General features: G+C 59.3%; 30 protein-coding genes. 28 read left to right on the top strand and 2 right to left on the bottom strand.

All coding sequences use genetic code 11. The features are described from left to right. From A9971_RS30110 to A9971_RS30070, 9 genes are all read left to right on the top strand, one after another. Positions 1-966, top strand: a complete 966-nt coding sequence (locus tag A9971_RS30110) for a phage replication protein (RefSeq protein ID WP_183001594.1) — start codon at positions 1-3, stop codon at positions 964-966. Then, positions 956-1,741, top strand: coding sequence for a hypothetical protein (locus A9971_RS30105; protein ID WP_183001595.1), 786 nt, complete (start codon positions 956-958; stop codon positions 1,739-1,741). The genes A9971_RS30110 and A9971_RS30105 overlap by 11 nt, the downstream gene beginning before the upstream one ends. Beyond that, positions 1,734-2,321, top strand: a complete 588-nt coding sequence (locus tag A9971_RS30100; RefSeq protein ID WP_183001596.1) for a DUF1367 family protein — start codon at positions 1,734-1,736, stop codon at positions 2,319-2,321. Before A9971_RS30105 ends, A9971_RS30100 begins: the two co-directional genes overlap by 8 nt. Then, the gene (locus tag A9971_RS30095) at positions 2,321-2,914 is read left to right on the top strand and encodes a recombination protein NinG (protein WP_183001597.1); all 594 of its coding nucleotides are present in this window, start codon (positions 2,321-2,323) and stop codon (positions 2,912-2,914) included. Before A9971_RS30100 ends, A9971_RS30095 begins: the two co-directional genes overlap by 1 nt. After that, positions 2,911-3,597, top strand: a complete 687-nt coding sequence (locus A9971_RS30090; RefSeq protein ID WP_183001598.1) for a hypothetical protein — start codon at positions 2,911-2,913, stop codon at positions 3,595-3,597. Before A9971_RS30095 ends, A9971_RS30090 begins: the two co-directional genes overlap by 4 nt. Before the next feature lie 380 nt (positions 3,598-3,977). Beyond that, positions 3,978-4,781, top strand: a complete 804-nt coding sequence (locus A9971_RS30085; RefSeq protein WP_053152079.1) for a lipid II-degrading bacteriocin — start codon at positions 3,978-3,980, stop codon at positions 4,779-4,781. Beyond that, positions 4,782-5,084, top strand: a complete 303-nt coding sequence (locus tag A9971_RS30080) for a hypothetical protein (protein ID WP_183001599.1) — start codon at positions 4,782-4,784, stop codon at positions 5,082-5,084. Positions 5,085-5,203: 119 nt separating this feature from the next. Next, positions 5,204-5,533: a hypothetical protein gene (locus tag A9971_RS30075; RefSeq protein ID WP_022639557.1), complete on the top strand. Its 330-nt coding sequence runs from the start codon at positions 5,204-5,206 to the stop codon at positions 5,531-5,533. After that, a complete protein-coding gene (locus A9971_RS30070; protein WP_183001600.1) occupies positions 5,530-5,871 on the top strand; it encodes a hypothetical protein in 342 nt (113 codons plus the stop codon). The genes A9971_RS30075 and A9971_RS30070 overlap by 4 nt, the downstream gene beginning before the upstream one ends. A 50-nt stretch (positions 5,872-5,921) precedes the next feature. On the opposite strand, the gene A9971_RS30065 is transcribed toward A9971_RS30070, so the two are convergent. Further along, positions 5,922-6,113 carry a hypothetical protein gene (locus tag A9971_RS30065; protein ID WP_183001601.1) on the bottom strand — a complete coding sequence of 64 codons (192 nt, stop codon included), beginning with the start codon at positions 6,111-6,113 and terminating at the stop codon, positions 5,922-5,924. A gap of 90 nt (positions 6,114-6,203) precedes the next feature. Between A9971_RS30065 and A9971_RS30060 the strand changes: the two genes are divergently transcribed. The 10 genes from A9971_RS30060 to A9971_RS30015 all read left to right on the top strand — a co-directional run bounded on the left by A9971_RS30060 (position 6,204) and on the right by A9971_RS30015 (position 14,442). Beyond that, positions 6,204-6,803 carry a hypothetical protein gene (locus A9971_RS30060; RefSeq protein ID WP_183001602.1) on the top strand — a complete coding sequence of 200 codons (600 nt, stop codon included), beginning with the start codon at positions 6,204-6,206 and terminating at the stop codon, positions 6,801-6,803. 1 nt (position 6,804) lies between these two features. Beyond that, a complete protein-coding gene (locus A9971_RS30055) occupies positions 6,805-8,295 on the top strand; it encodes a terminase (protein WP_183001603.1) in 1,491 nt (496 codons plus the stop codon). Further along, entirely contained in the window at positions 8,295-9,755 is a 1,461-nt protein-coding gene (locus A9971_RS30050; protein WP_183001604.1) for a DUF4055 domain-containing protein, read from the top strand. Before A9971_RS30055 ends, A9971_RS30050 begins: the two co-directional genes overlap by 1 nt. Beyond that, the gene (locus A9971_RS30045) at positions 9,673-10,785 is read left to right on the top strand and encodes a minor capsid protein (protein ID WP_183001605.1); all 1,113 of its coding nucleotides are present in this window, start codon (positions 9,673-9,675) and stop codon (positions 10,783-10,785) included. The genes A9971_RS30050 and A9971_RS30045 overlap by 83 nt, the downstream gene beginning before the upstream one ends. 8 nt (positions 10,786-10,793) lie before the next feature. Then, positions 10,794-11,285: a DnaT-like ssDNA-binding protein gene (locus tag A9971_RS30040; RefSeq protein ID WP_183001606.1), complete on the top strand. Its 492-nt coding sequence runs from the start codon at positions 10,794-10,796 to the stop codon at positions 11,283-11,285. 3 nt (positions 11,286-11,288) lie between these two features. Beyond that, entirely contained in the window at positions 11,289-11,885 is a 597-nt protein-coding gene (locus A9971_RS30035; protein WP_183001607.1) for a hypothetical protein, read from the top strand. An 89-nt stretch (positions 11,886-11,974) separates the two neighbouring features. After that, the gene (locus A9971_RS30030) at positions 11,975-12,712 is read left to right on the top strand and encodes a hypothetical protein (RefSeq protein WP_183001608.1); all 738 of its coding nucleotides are present in this window, start codon (positions 11,975-11,977) and stop codon (positions 12,710-12,712) included. A gap of 3 nt (positions 12,713-12,715) precedes the next feature. After that, positions 12,716-13,693: a phage coat protein gene (locus A9971_RS30025; protein ID WP_183001609.1), complete on the top strand. Its 978-nt coding sequence runs from the start codon at positions 12,716-12,718 to the stop codon at positions 13,691-13,693. Positions 13,694-13,748: 55 nt separating this feature from the next. Next, entirely contained in the window at positions 13,749-14,054 is a 306-nt protein-coding gene (locus tag A9971_RS30020) for a HeH/LEM domain-containing protein (RefSeq protein WP_183001610.1), read from the top strand. A gap of 10 nt (positions 14,055-14,064) precedes the next feature. Further along, positions 14,065-14,442, top strand: a complete 378-nt coding sequence (locus tag A9971_RS30015; RefSeq protein ID WP_183001611.1) for a hypothetical protein — start codon at positions 14,065-14,067, stop codon at positions 14,440-14,442. Positions 14,443-14,448: 6 nt separating this feature from the next. Here the strand turns inward: A9971_RS30015 and A9971_RS30010 are convergent, their stop codons facing one another. Next, positions 14,449-14,670, bottom strand: coding sequence for a hypothetical protein (locus A9971_RS30010; RefSeq protein WP_025110085.1), 222 nt, complete (start codon positions 14,668-14,670; stop codon positions 14,449-14,451). 34 nt (positions 14,671-14,704) lie between these two features. Here A9971_RS30010 and A9971_RS30005 point away from each other — a divergent pair, with 34 nt between their 5' ends. From A9971_RS30005 to A9971_RS29965, 9 genes are all read left to right on the top strand, one after another. Beyond that, positions 14,705-15,094: a hypothetical protein gene (locus A9971_RS30005; protein ID WP_183001612.1), complete on the top strand. Its 390-nt coding sequence runs from the start codon at positions 14,705-14,707 to the stop codon at positions 15,092-15,094. Position 15,095: 1 nt separating this feature from the next. Then, positions 15,096-15,749: a hypothetical protein gene (locus tag A9971_RS30000; protein WP_183001613.1), complete on the top strand. Its 654-nt coding sequence runs from the start codon at positions 15,096-15,098 to the stop codon at positions 15,747-15,749. Then, positions 15,746-16,162, top strand: coding sequence for a phage tail terminator-like protein (locus A9971_RS29995; RefSeq protein WP_183001614.1), 417 nt, complete (start codon positions 15,746-15,748; stop codon positions 16,160-16,162). Before A9971_RS30000 ends, A9971_RS29995 begins: the two co-directional genes overlap by 4 nt. Positions 16,163-16,235: 73 nt before the next feature. Further along, entirely contained in the window at positions 16,236-16,889 is a 654-nt protein-coding gene (locus A9971_RS29990; protein ID WP_183001615.1) for a phage tail protein, read from the top strand. Between the two features lie 3 nt (positions 16,890-16,892). Further along, the gene (locus A9971_RS29985; RefSeq protein ID WP_183001616.1) at positions 16,893-17,273 is read left to right on the top strand and encodes a phage tail assembly chaperone; all 381 of its coding nucleotides are present in this window, start codon (positions 16,893-16,895) and stop codon (positions 17,271-17,273) included. 65 nt (positions 17,274-17,338) lie between these two features. Beyond that, the gene (locus tag A9971_RS29980; RefSeq protein ID WP_041118570.1) at positions 17,339-17,590 is read left to right on the top strand and encodes a DUF1799 domain-containing protein; all 252 of its coding nucleotides are present in this window, start codon (positions 17,339-17,341) and stop codon (positions 17,588-17,590) included. Continuing rightward, a complete protein-coding gene (locus tag A9971_RS29975; protein WP_183001617.1) occupies positions 17,587-20,910 on the top strand; it encodes a phage tail tape measure protein in 3,324 nt (1,107 codons plus the stop codon). The genes A9971_RS29980 and A9971_RS29975 overlap by 4 nt, the downstream gene beginning before the upstream one ends. A 45-nt stretch (positions 20,911-20,955) precedes the next feature. Then, positions 20,956-21,294 carry a phage tail protein gene (locus tag A9971_RS29970; protein WP_053152043.1) on the top strand — a complete coding sequence of 113 codons (339 nt, stop codon included), beginning with the start codon at positions 20,956-20,958 and terminating at the stop codon, positions 21,292-21,294. Beyond that, positions 21,291-22,751: a hypothetical protein gene (locus A9971_RS29965; RefSeq protein WP_183001988.1), complete on the top strand. Its 1,461-nt coding sequence runs from the start codon at positions 21,291-21,293 to the stop codon at positions 22,749-22,751. Before A9971_RS29970 ends, A9971_RS29965 begins: the two co-directional genes overlap by 4 nt.

The following is a 22,751-nucleotide window of genomic DNA, read 5'->3' as shown; positions in this document are numbered from 1 at the left end:
ATGCAGTACACCGTCACGATCAATCAGGTGAAGGCGCTGGAGTGGGGGCTGAATTCTCAGCAGGCCCTGCTGTTCGCCTTCGTATACGGCTGCCCGAGCTGGACTAAGCCAATCAAGACTGACGACGGGATCTTCTTCGCGCTGAGCAAGGCCAAGATCATCGAGGAGCTGCCGCTGCTCACTGACAAGCCAGACACTGCTTACCGCATGCTGAAGGCCCTGGAAGAGGCGGGTTTGATTGAGCTTTCCAGCACCTCGAACATTACTCTGTTCCGCCTGACCGAAAAGGCCGTCGAGTGGAACCAGAAGCTTGATGGGTCGGAAAAATATCCGACCCCAGCAGAAAACAAAGGTCGGAAAAAAATCCGATCTACCTCGGATAAATCTCCGAGCAAGGTCGGAAAAAAATCCGAGCAAGGGTCGGAAAAAAATCCGACAAATCAGGATACCAATCATCAGGGTACTAATCAGGATACCAATCAGGACTTGAACGGCGGCTCCGAAGAGCCGGCCGTATCCGGTGGGTTGGTGGTACTTGATCGCATTGAGGTGCCCCGAGTCGAAATTCCCGCCGACATGCCGGGCCCAAAAGACCAGACCTGCAAAACCTTCAAGGCCTGGGCGAACTACGCCATGGCTTACCGCAAGCGCTACAGCACTTGGCCGGTGTGGAATGCCAAGGTCGGTGGCCAGCTCGGACAATTGGTCGACCGCCTCGGCGCCGATGTCGCCCACCACGTCGCGGCTCACTTCCTCAAGAACAGCGATGCCGGAGTCGTGCGCAAGTGCCACAGTCTCAACGAGCTGCTGGCCAATGCCGAGAGCTACCACACCCAATGGGCCACCAATCGCCAGATGAACGGGACCACGGCTCGGCAGATCGAGCAGACCCAAACCAACTTCAGCGCTGCCGAACAGGCCCTTGAAGCGCTCCGAGCCAAGAAGGCTGCAGCCCATGCTGAATGACGTACAGCAAGAACGACTGCTCCTGTCCCTGTTTGCCACTGCTGAGGTGATGGGGCAGCAGCTCACCCAGGCTGCAGCGCTGCTGATGGTCGACGACCTGCGCGAATACACCGAGCCTGTGCTTACCGCGGCGCTTCGTAGCTGCCGTATCGAAGGCGGCCGACTCACAGTTGCAACGATCCTGAAGCATGCCCAGTCGGCTGATGGGCGCCCGGGAAAGGACGAAGCTTGGGCCATTGCCATGACCACGAACGACGAGTTCGAAACCGTGGTGCTGACTGACGAGATTCAGCTGGCATTGGCCGCGGCGAAATCCATCTTGGATGGCGGCGACAAAATCGGCGCACGTATGGCGTTCATCGACGCCTACCAGCGGTTCGTGAGTCAGGCCCGCGAGGATGCGAAGCCAGTCAACTGGCACGTGTCTGTTGGCTTCGACTCGAACCGCCGCACTCAAGCGATCACCAAGGCTGTGCAGATGCAGCGCATCCCGCATGAGCGCGGGCAGCTTTACCTGGCTGAACTGAGTGTCGCACCGGTTACCGAAGACGGCCGGGCCGTTGCTGCGTTGCTCACCGGTGAGGTCGCGCGACCTTCGCCAAAGGTGCGCGAAAAACTTGCTGCGGTGAAGGAGTCGATGCTGGCCATGCGCAGAGCTTCTGCCGAGAAAAAAGCAGAGCTACGAATTCAGGCGGCCAACGAATTGGGGGATCGCCGGGCGCTGCTGATTCAGCAGGCTGAACAATTGAATGCCAGGAGGGTTAACCATGGCTGAACTCGCCCTTATTCGCACAGCCCAGGGCCTGGTACCGGCCACTGAGGCAGACCGTGAAACCATTCAGTGCTGGAAGGCTGGCCAGGTCATCCACGGCAAGTTCACCAAGATGAGAAACGCCCGGTTCCACGGCAAGTTCTTCGCGATGCTGGATCTGGCCTGGGAGTACTGGGAGCCGGTCGGGGGGTTGATCCCGCGCCAGGAGATGCGTGGCATCCGCGGCTTGGCCAAGTTCTTCGAAGCGCAAAACGGCAGGCCGGGCCAGCTATCGAATGCGGTTGACGCCTACATCACCGGGCTTGAGCAGGCCCGCGCCGAGCGTTTCCCCTCAGTCGACAAGTCCCGCGAAGCCTTCCGCGAGTGGGTGACCATCGAGGCCGGCCACTTCCACCTAGTGCGTACCCCCGACGGCGTCCGCAAAGAGGCCAAGTCCATCAGCTGGGCCAATATGGACGACACCCAGTTCGAGCCTCTGTACCGCGACGTCTTCAACGCCTGTTGGCGCCTGGTGTTGTCCGCACACTTTGATACCGAAGGTGCCGCCCTGGATGCTGCTGATCAGATCGGGAGCTTTGCGTGATGCGAGTAGCCCTGAAGGCCACCAAGGCGCCCAAGCCCAAAAAGTGCAAGAACCCACCCTGCGGGGTCAGCTTCACACCGCAGCGCCTGGGTCAGGCGGTGTGCAGTCCGCGGTGCGGCCTGGCTATCAAGGACGTGAACCAGGAGAAGGCGCGCAAGTCGCTGGCCCAGGTCCAGCGCCGGGAGATTAAGGCCCGCAAGGAGAGACTGAAGACCAGGGCGGACCACCTCCGAGAAGCCCAGGCCGTGTTCAACGAATGGGTACGCCTGCGCGACGCTGATCTGCCCTGCGTCAGTTGCGGGCGGCACCACGACGGCCAGTACCACGCCGGCCATTACCGCACCGTAGGAGCGAACCCGGAAATCCGCTTCGAACCCTTGAACGTCTGGAAGCAGTGCGCCCCATGTAACACGCACCTGTCCGGCAACTTGGTGAATTACCGGCTTTCGCTCCTGGAGAGAATCGGCGCCGAGAAACTGGAGTGGCTGGAAGGGCCGCATCCCGCATGCAAGCACACCATCGAAGAGATCAAGGCCATCAAGGCCGACTACCGCGAAAAGATCAAAGAACTGAAGAAGGGGATCGCAGCATGAAGCTGATCAACGCAAGGCAGGTATGGACAGAGGCACAGCACGAATCGAACGCGTCGATCAGTGCTGTGGCAATTGAGCGGTCCGAGTCGGCGCCGGTGAAGACTGGCGGTCGTATTGGCAAGCGCGAGGTGCAGTTCCCGGCGCTGGGCAGCGAGAAGGGGGAGGAGGCCGCGCGCTTCGCTGTACCTGGGCAGCGAATCAGCATCAACGAAACGCGCCGCACGCCGATTGGCCGGTCCACAGCCCGCGCTGCGCACCTGGCCACGATCGGCAAGGTACTGCGCGCCATCGACACCCTGCCGTTCCAGGTGCAGCAATTCGGGCACTACCTGTACCACCCGGCGATGAATATGAAGCACCTGCTGAATGCGGTGCTGCTGATCACCGCCAAGGCAGAGCTGCCGGGCCTGACGTCGGCCAAGCGCGTGAAGGCCCAGTATCTGGTAACCCTGGCCCTGCAGTCCTACAAGGGCGAGGCTCACGGCGCGGTGGAGTGGGGGCCCGCCCGGGTCGCCTCTGAGATGAAGGAGTTCTTCGGTGTCACCATCGATCCCAAGAACTGGACGCGTGACTGGCTGGAGTTGTGGGAATCCCTGAAAGAGGTGATTAAGGAAGTGGATATACAGGCTCAGCAGCCAGTATGGCAGGTGATTCACGCGGAAAAAGATCAAGAGGCGGCATAATTATATTGACATGACGGGGTTTTGTGCGTACTTTTCCCACAGTGCACAAGTAACGCGAAACGCACACGAACCCTAAACCCGGCCACCGTGCCGGGTTTTTTATGCCTTGAATTTGCCGCCGTAGACCCGCTGAAATGGCCGGGCCGTTCGGTTTCTGAGAGTTTTGGAAGGGAATTACGGATAGTTTGAGTTTCTTTTGGCGCCATAAAATGAGCTTGACGTTGATTATTTTTTTATGAGAATAATAATCAATAACATCAAAGCAGGGATATGCTATGTCAACGTCAGTAGTACTCGCTCCAGAATATGTGCACCCAGTAACTCCATATGTCGGCCCTCCCGTTATTGAACGCTGGCCGACTAATGATGTCCCCTCCGATATGAACATGATCCAAGAGTCCTTTGTTAGATTTGCTCAGATGGTCCAAAACGGGGATCGTGTTTACGGGGCCATGTTCACAAATAATTCACTCTCCGTAATGAGTGAGTGTTTTCGCGGATTGAGTATGCAGCCGTTGGAAACGGTTAAAAGCCAAATGGCTATGCACTGCACTGCAGCGTTACGCACAATGCAATTCTATAAGCGTCTTCCAGGTACTCTCGGTCCTTATTTTGCGGGGGCAGGGAATGGCAGTATTGCTATGATGGGCTACTCGACCTTCACCTCTGTCGATAATGGGGTTTTGGAGCGTAGCAATGGGGTTGATTTTTACGGTGACCCCCTAATGCCGATGCAAGCTATTGGATACTGGCTGTTCGGTAAGGGGGTGACGCGAAATGTCCGAATCGAATCGCTCAATCTTCAAATGGTAGCTACGGACTTCAAACCTATTGTCAACATACTCAGCAATCCCGACAAGGGAGCTGGCGCCTACAGGATTAAAGAGCCTTTCTCCTATAACGTCTTCGACAAAGCACCAATTGATCTGCCAGCAGCTGGGATGCTAGGAAGAATCAGTGGTGAGGTTGAAGGGACTCTTGAGCTGAGGCCCAATGGGACTTATAGCTTTAATGGGGTTTATAGATTGAACCCTGATTTGTATGACGCGGGGAGCAGCAATAGAACACCAGCTCAAGAGGGGCTAACAACATTCTTACGCCGCCTCGGAGAAACGTTTGGTCATACTGATTACTCAATCAATATAGTTGGCGAAAAGACAGTATCTTTCTCTGGAGGGCGCTGAATGATGTTGAGGCCCATTGCTGTCTTGCTGAGTGCAGCGGCGCTCATGGTTTCCCTTCATGGATGCGATAATAAAAAGGGTGTAGGTGTCTGCCCTGCAGCGGAGCAAAGTTTTTTTTCTGCTTCATTGAAACAGCATTATCTTGATCAAAATCTACCTGTTGCTGCAGAAAGCTTCCGCTTGGTCGGAACGGCAACCTACGACGACCATAACAACTGGTGGATGGTGCCTTTTGATTTGAATGGTCAAAAGTTGCAGGCTCTTTTGAGCTGTGATGGGCGGCTAGAGATCACCGGAAGGTAGAGGTCCCTACGGCGTTTATCCCCCCCTAAGCCCTGGCATCCGCCGGGGCTTTTCCGTTTTGGGCTATGCCCGGGCCAACGCAGGCCTTTTTCTTTGATCATGCCCAGGGAGTCGAGCGCATGGAGTTTCTGTACCGCCTGCTCGACAGGCTGGATACCTGGTTTACCGCGGGGTTGGTTGGCGCGTTCGCCGCGAGCTGGTGGCACCGTGACGACCTGGTGGACCGAAAGGCCTGGGCCGTCTTCATTTTTTCGGGTGCTGTCTGCGCCCATTATCTGACTGGACTGGTTAGCGCTTACCTGGGAGTGGTTGAGCCCCGCAGCGTTGCCGGTATCGGTTTTCTGCTCGGCACCTTCGGCGGCTCGTTGATCGCTGCCATTACCCGAGCAATCAAAGCTGCTGACCTTTGGGCGTTCATTCGTTCGAAGTTCGGGGGAGGTGGCACATGATCCTGGAACACGTTGCAACGTGGTCGGCTGGCCTGATCGCGCTATGGGCAACCTGGTGCTGTTTGAGCGGGAAGGTCCGCGACGGGGTGCTGGGTAAGTTGATCTACGCGACTATTGCGCTGAGCGGCTACGCGCTCTTGGTGCGCAATGACAGGCTGATCATGTCCCAGTCGGTGGCAGAGGCGACCTTGTACGCCTCCCTGGCCCTGGCGGGTGTTCGGCACGTCTTCATGGTCACGTACTGGCAGCGAGTGAAGGTTTGGCTGTGCCGGGCTCTGAACTGTGAGCACTGTCTGCACTGCGATATGCGTAAGGACAGGGTAGAGCGCAGGAAATGATAGGTCGCGACACAATTTGCTGGTCCGCAAATCGTGTCGCGACATCTTGCTTACTTAGTTTTGAGTGCGGATTGAATAGTATCTGCGTAACCAGATAGGCGACTCAGTTCGGATTCAAGGATGCCGCCTGTGGTGTTGTTCGTGATGCGCACAGCTATCAGTTCTAGCGCAGCGTTAACTGCAAGTGCGCGCTTATCAGTTTCAGAGCCGTTATCGTACTTGACGTAATCTAAGAGAGCCATGTCGCCTTCCTTGCTGTGAGTGGAGTCAGCAGCAATACCGGCAACTCATCACTATTTCAATCCCTGCTTTAGGCTCACCAGAGACAAATTATGACAACCAAGCAACCCGACTGGGAGGCGATTGAGCGAGCCTACCGGGCCGGCGCGCTTTCCATCAGAACCATCGCAGAGCGCCAAGGCGTGAGCGATACCGCAATTAGGAAGAAGGCCAAGGCCCTTGGATGGGCAAGAGACCTTTCTGACCAGGTTCGGAAAGAGGTTCGCAGCAAGCTGGTTCGCGGAGAGGTTCGCAACGACCAAGGCGCGAACTGCGAACTTGACGCCGAAATCATCGAGGAGGCAGCGGAGGAAGGCGCGCAAGTAGTTCGCAGCCACCGCCGTGATATTCGCAAGGCCACGAATATTGCGAACCTCCTGATGGATGACCTGCTCACCACGATCAAGCGCCGCGAGGAGATCGAGGACGCCATCGCTGAAGAGACTGCCGATGATGAGAGTGGCTTTCGTCGTAGCTCGATGTTTGCAGCCGTGGCCCTGCCCAGCAACGCCAAGACCCTTTTCCAGCTGTCCTCCGCTATGAAGAACCTGCAAGTCCTGGAGCGTCAGGCATTCAGCCTGGACGAGAAGGAGAAGACGGACGACGCCGACGAGATCTCGAAGATGATGGATGAACTAACACAGGACGCCTGACATGAAGCCCGAGCACTTGAAGCTGCTTCGGGATCGATTCTGGCGACTGAATAACCTCTACTTCATCACCGACAAGCAGGGTAAGAAGGTCCGCTTCCGCATGACGCAGGAGCAGATTGATTACTTCCAGGGGATGCATACCCGGAACATCATCCTCAAGGCGCGGCAGCTGGGGTTTACCACCCTGGTGTGCATCGTCCAGCTGGACGCCGCGCTGTTTGAGGCCGCCAAGTGCGCCTTGATCGCTCACACCCTGAACGACGCCAAGCGCTTGTTCCGGGAAAAGGTGAAGTACGCCTACGACAACCTGCCGAAAGAGATCCGCGCCGCCAACCCTGCGCGCAACGATGCCGCGGGCGAGCTGGTGTTCAGCAAGGGCGGGTCGCTGTACGTCTCGACCTCTTTCCGGGGCGGGACGCTGCGCTACCTGCATGTGTCCGAGTTCGGGAAGATCTGCGCCAAGTTCCCGCACAAGGCCCGTGAGATCGTCACTGGTGCTTTCGAGGCCGTGGCCGCTGAGTGCTTTGTAACCATCGAATCGACGGCTGAGGGCCGGGCCGGGTACTTCTTCGACTACAGCCAGTCTGCCGAGAAGCAGCAACTGGCCGGCGTGCCCCTGGGCCTGCTGGACTGGAAGTTCTTCTTCTTCAGTTGGTGGCGCAATCCGCTGTACTGGCTCGACTCGACCGACGTCATGATCCCGGATCGTCTAACCAAGTATTTCGACGAGCTGGCCGCCAAGCACAGCATCGTCACCAACCCAGGCCAGCGCGCCTGGTACAGCGCCAAGGAGAAGACCCTCGGCGACGACATGAAGCGGGAATACCCGTCACTGCCGGCGGAAGCCTTCCAGCAGTCGATCGAGGGTGCCTACTACGCCAAGCAGTTCACGAAACTGTACAGCGCGCAGAGGATCGGCCCGCTGCCGGACAACAGTCATCTGCCGGTCCACACGATTTGGGATATCGGCGTCGGCGACTCCACGGCCATCTGGTTCGTTCGGATCGTCGGCGAGGAATACCACGTCATCGATTTCTACGAGAACAGCGGCGAAGGCCTGCGGCACTACATGAAGGTGCTCAAGGATCGCAAATACACGTATGGCGATCACTGGGGCCCGCACGACATCGACAACCGCGAATTCGGCAGCGACGGCAAGACCCGGCGCGAGCTGGCCCGTGAGGGCTACGAGATCGATGGGCAAAAATACAGCCTCAAGTTCAGCGTTGTTCCAAAGCTCGGCATCGACGAGGGCATTGAGCAGGTTCGGGAGATCCTTCCGGCCTGTGCCTTCGATGAGTCCAAGTGCGAACTGGGTATTTCCTGCCTGGAGAACTACCGAAAGGAGTGGGACGACAAGCGGGGCTGCTGGAAAGACAAACCACTTCACGACTGGTCATCGCACGGCGCGGACGCCTTCCGCTACTTCGCCGTCTCGATGGGCCGACGCAAACGCACAGGCGGAACACGCCGAATTGGAGGCTTGGCCTGATGCCAGTGCAATCGACAAACCCCGACTACGACGCGCACATCGCCGAGTGGGAGATGATGGACGACGCGCTCGAGGGTGAGTGCGCCGTGAAGCGCAACGAGAGCAACCTGCCAAAGCCAAGCGGTATGGTCGAAGCTGAAAAGCTCGACGGCGCTGGCAACAGGTATCTCTACGAGAACTACACGAACCGGGCCCAGTACGAACACTGGGTGCGCGATTCACTACGCTCTATGATGGGCCTGGTGTCCCGGCTGATCCCAGAGATTGAGCTGCCCGGCGGCCTGAAAGGACTGGAAGACAACGCAACGGCTGACGGCTTCGGCCTTAAGCAGTTGTTCTTCCGCATGGTGCGCCAGGCTATCTCGCACGGCCGGGTGCCGCTGGTGGTCAACATTGATGAATGTGGCGAGCCGTATTTCTCGACGTACGCCGTCCGCAACGCCATCAACTGGGACACTGCTGATCAAGGCGGTCGGCAGGACCTGGTCCTCTCGGTGTTCCGCGAGTTTCGCAAGAAGGGCGGCGATCGCTACAGCCATGACTGCGACACGGTGTTCCGCGAGTTCTTCATGCAAGGCAACGTCTGCTACACGTCGGTGCGGAATGAAGGTGGCGAACTGGTCGAGGAAGAAAAGCCACTGGGCACCACCGGCACCGACAACCGACTGATCAAAGGCCTTTCCTACCTGCCGGTGATCTACTGCGGATCAACCGACAACTCGCCGGACGTCGACGAGGTGCCGCTGCTGACCATGGCGAGGGCCGCGCTTAAGTCCTACCAGTTGAGCGCTGACTACTTCACCTCACTGCACCAGACCAGCCACCCGCAACCCTGGGTGTCCGGGATGGATGAATCGGTAGAGCTGAGCGTCACAGGTCCATCGGCGGCATGGGATCTTGGGCCTAGCGGGTCCTGTGGCTACCTTGAGTTCCAGGGCGCAGGCATCGAAGCCGTGAGAAAGGCCATGGATGACCAAAAGAACGCCGCGCTTGAAGCTGGCGCCAAGGTCATGGACGTGGGCGGCACCGAATCGGGCGAGGCGCGCAAAACACGCCAGAATGACCAGCACGCCACGCTGCACAGCATCGTCATCACTGTGGCAGAGGCAGTTGAGCAGGGCCTGCGGTATGCCGCCGAGTGGAAGGGCTACGACCCCAAGCAGGTCAAGTTCAAGGTGAGCCCTGAGTTTGTGACCCCGGTGGTCGACGCCCAGGTGCTCGCCGAGCTGCTCAAGGGCGTGATGGCCGGCACGCTAAGCGCCGACACCTACTGGCAGTACCTCACTACCGGCAAGCTGCCGGACCGCCCATACGACGAAGAGGCCGACCTGATCAGCGATGAGCGCGAGTCGGCCGGCATCAACCTGGACAACGACGATGCCAACGACAAGCCTGGCGCAGGCAGACAGCCAACTGCTGGAGCAGACGACCCGCCACTCGGTAATGCTGGAGCGGCTTAAGGCCGGCGAGGTCAAGAAGTTCGAGAAGTGCCTGCGCCAGATCGACAAGCTGGTGCGGGAGCAACTCACCCGCAAGGAGCTGACCACCTACAGCCGGGACCGGCTTGAGCAGTTCCTGGCGCGGGTGGATGGCAAGCTGCTGGAGATCTACAAGGTCTACGGTGACTTGGTGCAGGCCGATCTTGTCGACATTGCGTTGTATGAGTCGAGCTTTGAGGCCAGAAGCCTGAGCAATGCACTCTCCATCGATGCGGTGGTCCCGACCAACACGGTGATACGTGCGGCGGTGTTCTCCTATCCGCTTCAGGTCAAGGGCATCGACGGCGGGAAGCTGCTGAAGAGCTTTGTCAGCGGCTGGACGCGGACCGAGACGATGCGCGTCACGAACACTATCCGGCTCGGCTTCGGCCAGGGCCAGACGAATGCCCAGATCATCCAGGCGATTCGCGGGACCGCGGCGCAGAACTTCACGGACGGCGTCTTGGCGGTGAGCAACCGCAACGCTGCCGCCGTGGTGCAGACGGCAATCCAGCACGTAGCCACCACGGCACGAATGGAGACGCTGAAGGCCAACAGCGACGTGGTGCTGGGCTATCGCTGGGTGTCGACGCTCGACCGCAAGACCTCGCAGCAATGCAAGGGCCTGGATGGGATGCGTTTCGACCTGGGCAAAGGTCCGCTGCCACCGGCGCACATCAACTGCCGGTCAACTACAGTGCCGACCACCAGGTTTTCGGAGATGTTCGCCAAGGGCGCCACACGCGCCTCTGTTGGTGACAACGGCGGGGCCCAGGTCGACGCAGGCCTGAATTATTACGAGTGGCTGGCAACGCAACCGGCGAGCTTCCAGGATCATGCTCTCGGGCCAGTCCGGGGCAAGTTGTTCCGCGATGGAGGGCTGACTCCGGAGAAGTTCGCCAAGCTGCAGCTCGACAAGTCGTTCAAGCCGCTGACGCTGGCGCAGCTGAAGGAAGCGGAACCCGACATGTTCACCCGAGCAGGCGTTACACTCGGCGCTCAACCAGGTTGAGATAGCGCATGCAGATCATCGTTGAGGACGGGAAGGGTAGGCCAGACGCGAATAGCTTCGTACCGCTGGAGAAGCTGACCTTTTATCGCGACTACTACGGGTTCCGGATACCTGAAACTGAGGCTTACCAGGTCGAACTGTTGCTGCGCGCCGCTGCTGACATCAACGGTCGGCAGTGGAAGGGCCGAAAAGCCAAGCCTGAACAGGCAATGGCCTGGCCCCGGCGTGACTGCAAGATCGAATACCAGACGCTGTCCGAGACATTCGTGCCCTTTGAGCTTGAATGGGGCCAGGTACGGCTGGCGGTCGAGCTATACGCTGTCGAACAGGGCTTCCAGATCGAGGAGCCGACGCATTGCACTGAGCCGAATGGCCGGCGCACGCGGCTCAACCGAGATACGCCAGGCCTGCGAATGCGGCCGCCGCCGTACGCGCCGAGCAGGACACAGCTCGCCGACTACCTGATAATGCGGGGATTGCATTTAGTCGCTAAGGAGTAGCTGATGTTCAAACTGCTGCGATGGGCATTTCTGCTCGTAGTATTCACCACCGTTATTGGCTTCGTTTTTTTGCTCGGGCTATCTTTTGGCCTTAGCAACAACCACGACAAGTTCATTACAGAGACCGTGCCCGTCCTATCAATGCTTGGCGGATGGGTTGCCGGCATTGGCGCGCTGGCAGCAGTTCTCACTACCCTTTGGCTGGCTGATAAGCAGCGTAGAGAGGACGTCGAGAGCCTACGCGTTTCTGTTCGCTCGGCCATCGCGGATACTGGGGAGGGAGGTTGGTTTATTGCACTCGGGATCACGTCTGATGGCAAGCGCCCAGTCAAAGTGACAAGTCTCTCCGTGCAGTCGCCGCATGCGAGAAATTACCTTCATGTCAGCCAGTTCTGGTGGGGTAGTGATCCATTGCCAGCGGCGATGACATACGGCGACAGCATTTCCTTGCATTTGGCGCCTGGTTTTGACCGGCAGATTAGTGGTTACGTGCACCAACACTGCCACGGCAAAACCGCGGGCTTGCAGTTTGTTGTAAGCACGACACTCCATGAATTCAAAGCTTCCATAGACAAGAATCTGCTCACCTTGAGCGACTGAACCTAAAACCTGATTCATACCAACCTCGGCCATGCCGGGGTTTTTTTATGCCTGCAAAGCGGGCCGACCAAACCCAAGGGGTGCACCAAGTGGCAGACGAAAACCAGATTGATCTTGAAGGCCCGGCAGTTAAGTCCGCAATCGCTGAAGCGGTGGAGGCGGCAACCCTGGGCCTCAAGAACAAAAACACCGAGCTGCTTGGCTCGCTCCGGACCACCAAAACTGAACTGGACGGCTTCAAGAGCCAGTTCGAGGGCCTGGACATCAATGCGGTGAAGGCCCTGCTCACCAAGGTGGGCCAGGACGAGGAAACCCGTTTACTGGCCGAGGGCAAGCTCGACGAGGTCATCACCAAACGCACCGAGCGCCTGCGCACCGACTACGACGCCAAATTGGCTGCCGAGAAAGGTCGCGCTGACAAGGCTGAGGCCTTCGCCGCCAAGTACAGCGACAAGGTGCTGGCCGATTCAATCCGCACTGCCGCCATCAAGGCCGGCGCGCTGCCCGAGGCTGCTGAGGACATCATCCTTCGCGCCCGAGGCACTTTCAAACTCAGTGAAGACGGCGAGGCGATTGCCACCGACCGTGACGGCGAGGTCGTTTACGGGAAGGACGGGAAAACCCCGCTGTCGCCGCTCGAATGGGCGGAATCGCTGCGTGAAACAGCAACACACCTGTGGCCAAGGGCTCAGGGTGCCGGTCCGACCGGCGATCAGGGTGGCAAGGCCACGAAAAAGTGGGGCGAGTACACGGAAACCGAGCGCGCTGCGATCGCCCGTGACAACCCCGAGCTCTTCAAGAAAATCCAGGCCACCAAAGGAACCTAATCCATGGCAACTACCCAACTGACCGACATCTTCGTCGGCGACTACTACGCCTCCCTGGCACCGGTTAACAGCCCGGAGAAGACCGCTGTATACGAGTCGGGCATTGTGACCCGCTCGCCTGTGCTGGATGCGATCGCCTCCGGCAGCCAGGGCACCGCCGAGATCAGCTACTGGCAGGATCTCAACGCTGATGAAGCCCCGAACATCAGCAACGATGACCCGAACGACCAGGGCGAAGTCGGCAAAGTCACCCAGGACAGCATGCGTGCGCGCGTCCTGTACCTCAACAAAGGCTACGGTGTCACCGACCTGACTGCTGAGCTGGCCAACACCGAGCCACAGCAGCAGATCCGCAACCGCTTCGGTACCTACTGGACCCGCCAGTGGCAGCGTTACACCTTGGGCGCAGCTCGCGGCATCATTGCCTCGAACATCGCGAACAACGGCGGTGATATGGTCATCGACGCGGGTGCGAACATCAGCGCAAACGCCTTCCAAGATGCCGCGTTTACCGCCGGCGACGCAGCCGACCAGTTCGGCGCGATTGGCGTGCACTCGGTGGTGATGAACCAGATGGTCAAGCAGGATCTCATCGAGTACCTGCGTGACTCCGACGGCAAGATCATCCTGGCTACCTACCTCGGCAAGCCGGTCTTCATGGATGATGCCCTGGTATACGGCGCGGGCAAGTATCTGTCCGTGTTCTTCGGCCAGGGTGCTTTCGGTTACGGCGAAGGCACGCCGAAGGTTCCGGTAGAGCTCGAGCGTAAGCCGGGCGGCGGCAATGGTGGTGGTGCCGAAGTGCTGTGGGAGCGGAAGACCTACATCCTCCAGCCTGCCGGCTTCAGCTGGAAGGGCTCCGAGGCTCAGAACCTCAGCCCGACCGCCACCCAATACGCCGCTGCTGCGAGCTGGCAGCGCGTGTTCAGCCGCAAGCAGGTTCCGTTTGCAGCTGTCATCAGCGGTACCACTACGCCGTAACTCGGCCCACACAGCCTGGCGCCGGCATGGCGCCGGGATGCTTTTGAGGTGACTTATGAAAGTGATCTACACGGACAAACCGGGCAAAGAGCGCGGCGTGTGCTACCGGCTGCTGAGCGAGTTCTTCGGCGTCATCGGCTCTGCCACCGAGGTGGTCGTCGATGGCGATGCACCGGATATCTTCGATGCCTACCAGGCGGCCGGCATCAAGGTCTCCGACGGCAAGGAGCAGGAAACCCCGGAAACCGACCCTCTGAAAATGAAGGTCCCGGAACTGAAAGAGTGGCTGACCGCGAAGGGTATTGCCTTCGACGCCACCGCCAAGAAAGAAGACCTGCAGGCCCTGGTGACAGCGGAATAAGGACAAGCACATGACCGATTTCATCACCGTCGCCGATGTTAACGTCCAGCTCGGTCCTGACTGGGCCGGCACCGGTGATCCGGTCCTTGCTGTAACCATGGCCAACGCCTGGCTCACGGCCAAGATTAAGCGGGCTGTTCCCGATCCTGTCCCGACCGAGATCAAAACAGCCGGCGCCCAGGTCGCCAAAGAGGCGGCGGCGGGCAAGCTGTACACAGCAACGCAGAAGGAAGTGCAGAGCAAGACGGTCTCGGCTCAGTCCGGCACGTCGGTGAGCAAGACCTACGTGGCCGGCTCTACAGATCAGTCGGCGGGCGTCAACTTCGCCCTGGCGCTGCTCAATCCGTGGATCAAGCGCTCCGGCGTGATGATGCTGAAAAGGACCTGAAACCCATCAATTGCGCCACCCTTGTTTCAGCTCCTCATCGAACCATTGCTCGGCATCGTACGAAGCACCCATGGTGCTCCTGAAATCCAAATATTGGCCATGACCATTTTCTTTCAGCCAACTGACGAAGGCGCCAAATGACGGGTGCCAATTCGCTGGCCTTTCTTGCGTCTCCGCCCATTCATGAGCTAGGCGACGAATCGCAATTTTGCATTCTGGTCGTTTCATTAACAGCTCCTTTGTGAGTTAGGGAGTATTGCATATGGGCATGCGCGAAGAGATCCAGGCCGAAATGGCTGAGGCATTCGACGATCCCGATGGATTGGCTGATGCGGTCAAGCCAGTGGCCGGCGTGCGGAAGGTGCCAGGCGAGTACGATCCTGAGACCGGCACTGCACCTGAGGCGGTCACCACCTATGGTGGCCGGGGAGTTTTCGGCAGCTACTTGGCCAAGGAGATCGACGGCTCACTGATCCAGACGACAGACGAAAAGCTGCTTGTGCTACAGAACGAGTTATTCATCACCCTGCTGGGCGAGGCGACGGCAGAAATCGCCACACCAAAAGTCGGTGACATTGTCGGCGGGAAGCGCGCTTTGAATGTCGGTCAGGATCCTGCTGGCGCCACCTGGACGATTCAGCTGAGGGTCTGACATGAGTAAATACTCAGGTCTCAATGGCAGTTTCTCCGAGAACATCCGCCAGTTTGCCGAGCAGGCCCAGGCTGGCATTGACGCCACCTTTCGCGAGATCGTGATCGAGATCGGCAGCAGCGTGATTCGCATGTCTCCGGTGGGCAATCCGGAGATATGGGCGGCCAACGTGGCGCACCGTGCGGCCAATACGCGCGCAGCCGACGACTACGACTTCAAGGTCTCGGTGCGCAACACGCTGATCAACCTGGACGAAAGCAACTTCACCAAGGCCGGTAAGCTGCGCCGCGATGTGAAGTACGCCAAGCCCCTGACCAAGACCGAGCGCGACCAGAATTTCAACGTGAACGGCCTGGTGGCCGGGAAGGACTATGTCGGCGGTCGCCTCCGAGGGAACTGGCAGTTCTCGATCGATACACCCGCCGAGGGCACGCTGGATCAGGTCGATCCTTCTGGCGGCGTGACTCTGGCCAAGCTGCGGCTGCAGGTCGGGCAACTGACAGCAGGCCAGACAGCCTACATCGTGAACAACCTGCCTTATGCGGTGCCGCTCGAGTACGGGCATTCCAAGCAGGCGCCATCTGGAATGGTCAGGATCACGCTGGCCCGCTTCCAGCAGATCGTCGACGAAGCCATCAGGAACAACCAGGTATGAGCCATAACGTGATCGCCACGATCTACCAGGCCCGGGTTATCGCCTGGGCGAAAGCCAGGGTTCCGCCGCTGAAAGTGGTCGTCGAGAACGAGGCCTACACGCCAAAGGACGGAGAAACCTACCTCCGTGCCTACACGCTGCCGGCGGATACTGCGAGCAACACCCTGGGCGGCGATCACCGGCTGTACACCGGCGTCTTCCAGGCCAGCGTTGTAACGCCATCGGGCAAGTACCGCGGTCCGGCCGGCGGCCTGGCTGACGAGATCAGCGCGCTGTTTCCGCTGTATGAACGGAACGAGAAGGCCGGTCTGACGGTGATCACCATGACACCCCCAGACCAGGGCCCAGGCATTCAGAGTGACACGACCTACACCGTGCCCGTGTCCTTCCAGTACCGCGCCGACACCAACTGATTCCGCCCATCGGGCAACCCCACAGACCCGCCATTGAGCGGGTTTTGTTATTTCTGAAGAGAGGAAACACCCAATGGGCTACAAAATTCCCAATGGCGGCACCTTCCAGCACGCCGCGACTTACGCCACCGCTCTGTCCTTCACCGCAATTTCCAACGCCTCCGAGGCGGTCGCCACCGTTCTGGGCGCCGACCTGGACGCCGGCGACATCGTGCTGCTGACCTCCGGCTGGAGCAAGCTGGACAACAAGGTGGTGCGCATTAAAGCCGCGACTGCCACGGCGATCACCCTGGAAGGGATCGATACCACCGATACGCAGCTGTTCCCGGCTGGCAACGGTGCAGGCACCATGAAAAAGATCCTCACCTGGGTACTGATTCCGCAGGTCACCGACCTGGCTTTCTCCGGCGGCGAGCAGAACTATCTCGACGTCACCTTCCTGGAAGATGACCAGGGCAAGCAGATCCCGACCGACAAGTCCGCGGCGAGCATGGTGCTGACCATCGCAGATGATCCGGCTCAACCCTTCAACGCGGTGCTGATGTCGGCTGATGCGGGCAAGAAGGTACAGGCCGCGCGCCTCAACCTCCCCGGCAATGACACGCTGCTGTACGGGGCCTACACCTCGTTCTCCAAGCAGCCGGCGGTATCCCGTAACAACCTGCTGACCCGCACCGTCAACCTGGCGCTGCAATCCGAGCCAACCCGCTATTTGACCTCGGTGTAACCCATGGCCAAGTTCTCGCTGATCCAGAATCCAATCTTCAAGGCCGACGTGCTGATCCCGCAGTTGGGCGGCGAGCCGGTGAAGGTGGGGTTTGAGTTCAAGTACCTGGACCGGACCGGTCTGGCCGAGCTTTACGCTGAGTGGGGCGAGCGCCACAAGGCTCTGGGGTTGAAGGCTGACGAGATGGACCTGAAAGCCTTCACCGCGGCCCAGATCGACCTGCAGGTGGATCAAGTTAAGGCGGTGGTGGCCGGCTGGGACTTCGAAGAAGAGTTCAACGACCAGAACATCCGCATTCTGGTCACCTCGATTGTCTCGATACCCAGCGCGGTATTGGCGGCCTATTCCGAGGCGTTCAACCAGGCCCGCCTGGGAAACTCCTAAGCGCCGCGCGCGCACTCTACGAGCAGGGGCCTTCGGCTGAAGAGCTGAAGACCTTTGGCTTTCTGGTGGGTGATCTCACCGGTCAGGACTGCGAGGTCTGGCCAGACAACTGGCCTGCTTTCAGCGTCTTCGAGGCGATGAGCACCCAGTGGCGCGTCGGCGCGTGCGGCGCTACCGGTCTGGACTACGGCGTCCTGCCGAGCGTCATCCGAATGTGTGGTGTGCCGGCTGGTTCCAGGCAAAGCATTTTCAGTGACATCCGGCAGATGGAGGCTGAGGCCCTGGCCGTAATGGCTGAACAGAGAGACAACAAATGAGCACTACCTTCGCTTCGCTTGGCATTGCGGTTGAGTCGTCTCAGGCGGTCAAGGCTGCCGATGACCTGGATAAACTGGTCGACGCGGCCGAAGGGGCAGAGAAGGCCGTCGATGACCTTGGCAAGGCTGGGGATAGCCTGGCCAACACCGGCAAGAAAATCAGCCAAGCGGAGGCGGAGGCCGCCCAGGGCATCGACAAAGCTACCAGTGCGAAGGAACGCCAGGTCGACGCGAGCCGCAAGGCCGGAACAAGCGCCGCCAGCGAAATCGCCATCATCAGCCAGCTCGACAGGGCGATGACCGGCAATATCGACAGCATGGAGAAGCTGGTCCAGGCAGAGGGATTGCTTGAGCGAGCCCGCAAGGGTGGGCTGGTCACGATTGAGCAGCAAGAGGCCTATCAGGAGCGCCTCGGTAAATCCTTCGACAAGATCGAGAAAGCCGAAGCCAAGGAGACGGCGCAGAAGCAACGCCTGATCGACGCCGAGAGCCGGCAGATCGAAGCGCTGAAGCGCACGGTCAACAGCATCGATCCTCTGAATGTGAAGCTGGCCAAACTGGAGGCTCAGGAAAAGGCGGCACATGAAGCTTTCCGTCTTGGCGCAATCAACGCGGAACGCTACAGCGAGGCCCTGGCCAAGGTCGGAAAGGATCGGGCTGGCATCACCGCGACAGAGGGCGCATTCGACAAGCTCAAGCTCGGCACCCGCCAGGCTCAAGAAAACGTCATGCAACTGACTAACGCCCTGCAGTCTGGGGATTGGGGGAGTGGTGCACGGGCTATTGCACAGCTTGGCGCCGGAGCTGGGGCATCTGCGAAGAGTCTTGCGGCCGCCCTGATACCCGCGGGGCTGCTGGCGGGTGTCATCGGTGGTCTCGGGTATGCCTACTTCGATGCCATGAAGCAGGCGCGGGAGTTCAACAGCGTTATCAATGGTGGCTCCAACGATGCAGGGCAAAGTGTAGCCAGCCTCAAGTCCATGAGTGATTCGGCGGGTACGCTGACCGGCAACCTGGCCGGCGCGCGTGAGGCTGTAATCGCTCTGGCATCAGGTGCGGCAACCAGCGGCGTCCAGATGCAGAACCTGGCCGAAGCCGCAGCGGCCATCGGTGAGGTCACGGGGAAGGGGGCGGGTGATATTGCGAAGTCGCTGGCCAATGCCGGCAACACCGCAACGGAAGCGGCATCGAAGATCAGCGATCAATATGGGCTGCTGACCTATGAGCAGTACCAGGTCATCAAAGCCATTGATGAGCAAGGCGATCACCAGCGCGCGCTGGACACCCTCAGTGAAAACCTGAATCAGTCCGCACAGGAGCGGCTGAAAAACTACCGCGATTCACTGTCGGACATCGAGCGCGATTGGGACCGGGTGAAGGTCGCCATCAAGGGTGCTTACGCCGAGATCCGATCTGAAATCTTCCCGGACCTGGCCAAGCAAATCGAGATCACCCAGCGGGTGCTGGATACCCGTAAGGGAGGCGGTGTCGCAGGCGCTGTATCGAATGGCCTGAGTTCCCTCAACTCCTTCCTTGGACTGGCTGACGGGGAGAACGACGACTCCACGCCTGCGCTGGAAGCAAAGCTTGCTGCACTGAAGGCGCGGCAGGCGGTCAGCGAGAGCAATGCGGTAGCAACTGGCGAGGAAACACGGGCGAATAAGGAGCTCATTGCGGTCCAGAAGGAACTGGACAAGCAGATGGAGAGTTTGAACCCGCTTGCCAAGCGGCAGGAGGCTTACAAGAAGCTCGACGATCAGTTCACGACGCTCTATCAGAACGCGGAAAAGACCGGCCAGAAGTCGGCGCTGCTGGACGGTGTTCAGTTTGACGGGAAGAAGTTCTCCGGCGGTGCCTACGAGCAGTTGCGCAAGGCGATCGACGAGCAGAAGAAGGACCCAAAGTCTGCCGCAGGCGCGGTAGACCTGACGGCCTTCAATAACTCGAAAAACAACCTCACCGCTATCCTTTCCGAGTACAAAAACGCCCAGAAGGAACTGGACGCAGCGCAGAAGGCGGGGCTGGTGTCCCAGGCTGACTACCTGCTCAAGCGTGAGGCCATGATCGGCAATGAGCGAGACGAGGTCACGGCGGCCTATGAGGCGGAGATTGCGGCACTCGAGGTCACCAAGGGCAAGGCCAGCACCTCCGCCGCCCAGCGCATCCAGCTAGACCAGAAGATCGCCGATGCCCGGGCCGCTATGGTCAAGGCCCAGCGGGACGCTGACACCGAGCTGAGCGTGCTGGCCAAGAACGAAGAGGGCCGACTGAAGAAGCAGGAACTGGCGGTCAAAACCTACACCAGCGCCCTACAGCAGCAAGTCGATACTCTGCGCGAGCAGGGTATGCGTGCTGCGGCGGGCGTTGGCCAGGGTGACCGCCAGCGCGACCTGACCAACCAGCAGAACGCGATCGACGACCGCATCAACCAGCAGAAGCTGGACCTGGCCAACCAGTACGGTGATGGCTCCCGGGGCATGAGCCTCGACGAGTACACGCAGAAGCTGCAGGCACTGGATGTCACCCAGCAGAAGCTGCACGACACCATGGTCAGCAACTACGACGACATGACCGCTGCCCAGGGCGACTGGACCAACGGGGCATCCTCGGCCTGGCAGAACTACCTGGAGTCGGCGCGAGATGTGGCCGGCCAGACCAAGAGCTTGTTCACCAACGCCTTCGGCTCGATGGAAGACGCGATTGTGCAGTTCGCTATGACCGGAAAGATGTCGTTCGCTGACTTCGCGAAGTCGATTCTTGCCGACATGGCCCGAATCGCTACCCGCCAGGCCAGCTCCGCGGCACTGAGCTCGTTGTTCGGCATGGCCGCCTCTGCTGCTGGCTCGTACTTCGGCGGTGGGGCGGCTTCGGCCGGCTCAACGCAGGCCGGGTATACCGGGGTCGACTTCTCCAGCTACCAGGCCAATGGCGGTGCCTGGGGAGCTGGCGTGCAGATGTTCGCCAATGGTGGCGCCTTCACGAACAGCGTGGTCAGCAAGCCAACTGCCTTCGGGATGGCTGGCGGCCAGACTGGAGTGATGGGCGAGGCGGGCCCCGAGGCGATTGTGCCGCTGGCCAGGACCTCCGGCGGCCAGTTGGGTATTCGAGCGTTGGGCGGTGATTCAACCTCGAGCAACAACCAAGTCGTGATTCAGCAGACCTTCAACATCCCTGAAGGGAGTGGCGGGGCCAGCGAAGCGGACGGCCAGGTTCTGGCCCAGGCCTATGCCAAGTCCGCCAAGCAGGGCGCCCAGGAACAGATCGCGAAGGACCTCCGGCCAGGAGGCCAGATCTACATGGCCATCAGGGGGCGTGGTTGATTGGCGTTGCCCGCTTCGGCGGGCTTTTTTATGCCTGGAGAAAATATGGCAACTGAGATTTTTACCTGGAAACCAAACAACGATCCTACGGCCACCATTGCGTTTCGCACCAAGTCGGCCAAGTTCGGTGATGGTTACGAGCAGCGGGCCCAGGACGGAATCAACAACCGCTCGCAGTCCTGGCCCTTGACGTTCACGGGCCAGAAGGCGCGCATCAAGGAGATCATGGCGTTTCTCGACCGGCACGCTGGCGCAACGCCGTTTTTTTGGTCTGACCCGCTGGGCGATCAAATGCTCTACCGATGCTCCGAGTATCAACCCAAGGCCATGGGGGGCGATGCCTACACCCTGACCGCAACCTTCGAACAGGCGTTCCACCCATGACCATCAGACCAATCGACGTTGGCGAGGAGCCGAACGATGAAACCGGCGACACGCTGCGCGACGGCGGGATCATCATCAACGAGAACTTCGCGGAGCTTGATACTCGCACAGCGGCAGCACAGACGAAGGCTGAGCAGGGCGTGACGGACGCTGCTGCAGCCAAGGCCAAGGCGGATGCTGCAGTTCCTAGCACAGCGCTGGGTGTTTCGGTGGCTCAGCTGGTCAGCGGAAAAGTTCCGGCGCCCCAGCTTCCGGAATTCGTCGAGCCCGTTGCAGGCAAAGGGTTGTCGTCAAATGACTTCACAGCCCCAGAAAAGACCAAGCTGAGCACCCTGGTCAACCCAGTCTCCTATGGCGTGGGCGGACCAGCACCATTCATAGACAACATCTACCAAATCAAGGACGGGGGTATCACCTACTGGAACCAGTCGACAACCGGCAGGCCACCCAGCGGAGGCCAGGGCAACCTGATCTCAATGACTGGCGGGGCCAACGGTAGCGCCTCTACCTTCCTTGCGACCTCGCTCGATGAGGACAAGGTTTTATTTGGTCGAGTCAATGGCGCCACTCGCCCGCCATGGAAGCAGTTCTTGCTTGCTGGCGATCAGGGTATTGGCGGGCCCACCATCCCGGTTCCAGAGGGCGACTGCAACAAGGCGGTAGCTGCGGGCAACTATCGCACTATTCCCACCACTCTCAACGGGAGGAACGTGTACGGAGTGCTTGAAGTTTTCGACTACGGCGACAACGGAAACTCCAAGATTCAGCGCCTAACCGCCACTTACGGACACCCTATAGGTGAGGCTATGTGGTTCCGAACCGGGACCGACCAGGGCACGCTATGGGGTAACTGGCAGCGACTTGTAAATACTGGCAACTATGGTGTCGGCTCCGACCCTCGCACCGGCTCGCCTGCCGAGCGTGTAGGGGCAATCAATGACGCCAACGTCCTACTTCCTGGTGGAACATACCTCGTTCACGTCGAAACACTGAACAGCCCGAAGGTTTACGGGACACTCCGCATGGAGTGGTACGACGCGAACGGGTGGACTCAAACCATTACGCAAATCAATGAGCCTATCGTGTGGGTTCGCGGATGCATTAACGGCTCTGTTCAGCCATGGACCCGATTAACCCCAGAGACAATCACAAATGCGAACGGAACCGCCGTAAAGTTTTCTGACGGAACGATGATCTGTTATGGCTCTAGTGGGGCGCAGCAAACAACTGCTAACGCGGTTGGCTCTGTATTTATCAGCACTGCCGAATTGCGAACTTACCCCGTTCCGTTTGCATCGATTGGAGCCGTTACAGCCACTATCGCAACCTCTGTTGGCGGGTATGTTTGGACTTCCGTTGGCTCTGCCAACCTCAATCAAAGCTGGATGAGCGGATACAGTTTCGCAAATAACGTTCAATTCACAATGAGGTATATGGCTATCGGAAGGTGGAAATAA

This window comes from Pseudomonas sp. UME65 (assembly GCF_014170225.1).
Classification (GTDB): Bacteria; Pseudomonadota; Gammaproteobacteria; order Pseudomonadales; family Pseudomonadaceae; genus Aquipseudomonas; species Aquipseudomonas protegens.
Note: the sequence above shows the minus strand (reverse complement) of the source record. Positions and strands in the feature narration are given on the sequence as shown.

Bases quoted from the DNA above. Each gene is read 5' to 3' on its own strand.
- A9971_RS30080 (WP_183001599.1), top strand. From the start codon at position 4,782: ATGATGTTGAGGCCCATTGCTGTCTTGCTGAGTGCAGCGGCGCTCATG.
- A9971_RS30105 (WP_183001595.1), top strand. From the start codon at position 956: ATGCTGAATGACGTACAGCAAGAACGACTGCTCCTGTCCCTGTTTGCC.
- A9971_RS29985 (WP_183001616.1), top strand. From the start codon at position 16,893: ATGGCCAAGTTCTCGCTGATCCAGAATCCAATCTTCAAGGCCGACGTG.
- A9971_RS30070 (WP_183001600.1), top strand. From the start codon at position 5,530: ATGATCCTGGAACACGTTGCAACGTGGTCGGCTGGCCTGATCGCGCTA.
- A9971_RS30020 (WP_183001610.1), top strand. From the start codon at position 13,749: ATGAAAGTGATCTACACGGACAAACCGGGCAAAGAGCGCGGCGTGTGC.
- A9971_RS30035 (WP_183001607.1), top strand. From the start codon at position 11,289: ATGTTCAAACTGCTGCGATGGGCATTTCTGCTCGTAGTATTCACCACC.
- A9971_RS29995 (WP_183001614.1), top strand. From the start codon at position 15,746: ATGAGCCATAACGTGATCGCCACGATCTACCAGGCCCGGGTTATCGCC.
- A9971_RS30065 (WP_183001601.1), bottom strand. From the start codon at position 6,113: ATGGCTCTCTTAGATTACGTCAAGTACGATAACGGCTCTGAAACTGAT.
- A9971_RS29970 (WP_053152043.1), top strand. From the start codon at position 20,956: ATGGCAACTGAGATTTTTACCTGGAAACCAAACAACGATCCTACGGCC.
- A9971_RS30025 (WP_183001609.1), top strand. From the start codon at position 12,716: ATGGCAACTACCCAACTGACCGACATCTTCGTCGGCGACTACTACGCC.
- A9971_RS30050 (WP_183001604.1), top strand. From the start codon at position 8,295: ATGCCAGTGCAATCGACAAACCCCGACTACGACGCGCACATCGCCGAG.
- A9971_RS30100 (WP_183001596.1), top strand. From the start codon at position 1,734: ATGGCTGAACTCGCCCTTATTCGCACAGCCCAGGGCCTGGTACCGGCC.
- A9971_RS30040 (WP_183001606.1), top strand. From the start codon at position 10,794: ATGCAGATCATCGTTGAGGACGGGAAGGGTAGGCCAGACGCGAATAGC.
- A9971_RS30015 (WP_183001611.1), top strand. From the start codon at position 14,065: ATGACCGATTTCATCACCGTCGCCGATGTTAACGTCCAGCTCGGTCCT.
- A9971_RS30005 (WP_183001612.1), top strand. From the start codon at position 14,705: ATGGGCATGCGCGAAGAGATCCAGGCCGAAATGGCTGAGGCATTCGAC.
- A9971_RS30090 (WP_183001598.1), top strand. From the start codon at position 2,911: ATGAAGCTGATCAACGCAAGGCAGGTATGGACAGAGGCACAGCACGAA.
- A9971_RS30055 (WP_183001603.1), top strand. From the start codon at position 6,805: ATGAAGCCCGAGCACTTGAAGCTGCTTCGGGATCGATTCTGGCGACTG.
- A9971_RS30010 (WP_025110085.1), bottom strand. From the start codon at position 14,670: ATGAAACGACCAGAATGCAAAATTGCGATTCGTCGCCTAGCTCATGAA.
- A9971_RS30045 (WP_183001605.1), top strand. From the start codon at position 9,673: ATGCCAACGACAAGCCTGGCGCAGGCAGACAGCCAACTGCTGGAGCAG.
- A9971_RS29975 (WP_183001617.1), top strand. From the start codon at position 17,587: ATGAGCACTACCTTCGCTTCGCTTGGCATTGCGGTTGAGTCGTCTCAG.
- A9971_RS30110 (WP_183001594.1), top strand. From the start codon at position 1: ATGCAGTACACCGTCACGATCAATCAGGTGAAGGCGCTGGAGTGGGGG.
- A9971_RS30000 (WP_183001613.1), top strand. From the start codon at position 15,096: ATGAGTAAATACTCAGGTCTCAATGGCAGTTTCTCCGAGAACATCCGC.
- A9971_RS30060 (WP_183001602.1), top strand. From the start codon at position 6,204: ATGACAACCAAGCAACCCGACTGGGAGGCGATTGAGCGAGCCTACCGG.
- A9971_RS30075 (WP_022639557.1), top strand. From the start codon at position 5,204: ATGGAGTTTCTGTACCGCCTGCTCGACAGGCTGGATACCTGGTTTACC.
- A9971_RS29965 (WP_183001988.1), top strand. From the start codon at position 21,291: ATGACCATCAGACCAATCGACGTTGGCGAGGAGCCGAACGATGAAACC.
- A9971_RS30095 (WP_183001597.1), top strand. From the start codon at position 2,321: ATGCGAGTAGCCCTGAAGGCCACCAAGGCGCCCAAGCCCAAAAAGTGC.
- A9971_RS30085 (WP_053152079.1), top strand. From the start codon at position 3,978: ATGAACATGATCCAAGAGTCCTTTGTTAGATTTGCTCAGATGGTCCAA.
- A9971_RS29990 (WP_183001615.1), top strand. From the start codon at position 16,236: ATGGGCTACAAAATTCCCAATGGCGGCACCTTCCAGCACGCCGCGACT.